This window comes from Psychrobacter sp., assembly GCF_036731945.1.
In the GTDB taxonomy this organism is placed as follows: domain Bacteria; phylum Pseudomonadota; class Gammaproteobacteria; order Pseudomonadales; family Moraxellaceae; genus Psychrobacter.
Map to the genome: position 1 here is coordinate 25,871 of NZ_DAINDI010000039.1, position 1,593 is coordinate 27,463.

The 1,593-nt window shown below is 45.3% G+C and carries 3 protein-coding genes; all 3 read right to left on the minus strand.

Going from position 1 to position 1,593, the window contains the following annotated elements:
- On the minus strand, positions 1 to 337 hold a 337-nt coding region (locus tag V7D75_RS09270), incomplete at its 3' end, for a helix-turn-helix domain-containing protein (RefSeq protein ID WP_333614335.1).
- Positions 334 to 645, minus strand: coding sequence for a hypothetical protein (locus V7D75_RS09275; protein ID WP_333614336.1), 312 nt, complete (start codon positions 643 to 645; stop codon positions 334 to 336). The genes V7D75_RS09270 and V7D75_RS09275, both read right to left, overlap by 4 nt.
- Positions 645 to 1,466, minus strand: coding sequence for a phage antirepressor KilAC domain-containing protein (locus tag V7D75_RS09280; protein ID WP_333614337.1), 822 nt, complete (start codon positions 1,464 to 1,466; stop codon positions 645 to 647). Before V7D75_RS09280 ends, V7D75_RS09275 begins: the two co-directional genes overlap by 1 nt.
- Positions 1,467 to 1,593 lie beyond the last annotated feature (127 nt).

A 1,593-nucleotide genomic window follows, 5' to 3' on the forward strand; every position in this document is an offset into this window, starting at 1 on the left:
CGACGCTCATTTGCACTAGTGCAGCATTTGCACCACCCTCTAGTGGTGAATCATTTGCACTACCCTTAGACAAGGTTAAGTGATACTTATTGCTAAAATTCTTGCCAGCATCTTTGTTGTATCGTTTCTCAATACGGAGAAACCCTTGTTTTTCTAGCTTCTGAATATGAGTAATGACTGAGCGCTTGCTGATCTCGCAAGTCTTAGCAATAGACTCATAACTAGGCCAGCACACACCTTCGTCATTAGCCTGGTCTGCAAGCTTGATAAGTATTATCTTGCGCAATGGGCTGCCGACTTTAATATCCATCACTTGTGCTACTAATTTAAAGCTCATGGCTCCAACTCCAATTTCTTAAACTCAACAGTCCATACCCACTGGTTGCTATCTTTATCACGCTGTAAGCCTATATCTGTGACCTCATACGCTGGCTGGTTACCAAGCAGTCTTAAACCCTTTTCGCTTAAGATAAACTCCAAGCGGTCGCCTATTGCTAAGCTTGGATGATCCATTCCTGAACGTGGATAAGTGCCTTTTTTTACCAGTGTAGTAAAGCCACTAGATGATCCTTTTGCAGCTGACCTTTGGAAGTGTCTGTCAGTGATAACTCGATGCAACCTTGGTCTGATACCAATGACAGCCATTACACTAGCTCCGCTTCACGGTTGCGCTCTTTCTCAAGCATTTCTGCAATCTTAGCCACGCCAGCCGGGGTAAATTTAACTCTAGGCTCTGCTCTATCACGCCCATCATGACCAACGAATGACTGTAATTTCTGCGTCATCAATCCTGTGCTGGTGCGATGTGAGTACGCATTAAGCACGCCTCTATCATCGCGGTACATAAAGCGACGGCAGACAGGTTTGGTATCATCAACACACCACGCTACAAAGTCGTTCTGACGCATACCAACGGCCTTAGCGGTATCACGAATACCAGTAGCGCCTTTTGCGCTGCTGATACGTGCCAGCGCTTCGGCCTTTGGTTTTAGCTCGATGACCTGAGCTTGTGCCGCCTCTTTAGCTTTATATTCTTCTGCCCATGCGATAGCAGCCTCATACGGATCAGTAAAATTCGGTAATGCTGGCGTGACTGGGTTGCTGGCGCTTACTGCTTTGCGCTCGCAATCTAAAAAGTAATCTCTGATCTCTTCGCCCTTTTTGGTGCGTACTTGCATGGCTAATTTTTTAGCAAAATCGATAGATAGGTAGTAATTTGTGGTCGGTCTACCACCTTGGGTATTCAACTCAGGGTTGTAAACCCCGTAGTCTATGCCCTCCAGCGCAAACGGGTTATTTGCTATATTGTTTTTGCTCCACTCTGACCATTTAGCAGGGTGCAAGCCCAATGCTTGATGAAGGTCTTTAGCGTCTACCGCTTGCTGTAAATCAGTATTTTGTTGAATAGTTGGGAATTGCATGGCATAATCTCCGTTATTGATGGTTTGGTTGCCGTTAATATTCATTTCGTAGTACTCGCTTTGTTAGACGCTCATCAACTCCCATTGATGAGCGTTTTTTATTGACTTTCTTTTACCGCTAACACTTCTTCTATAGTCGCGCCCGCATCTTTGGCAACGCGCTTAAACTCAC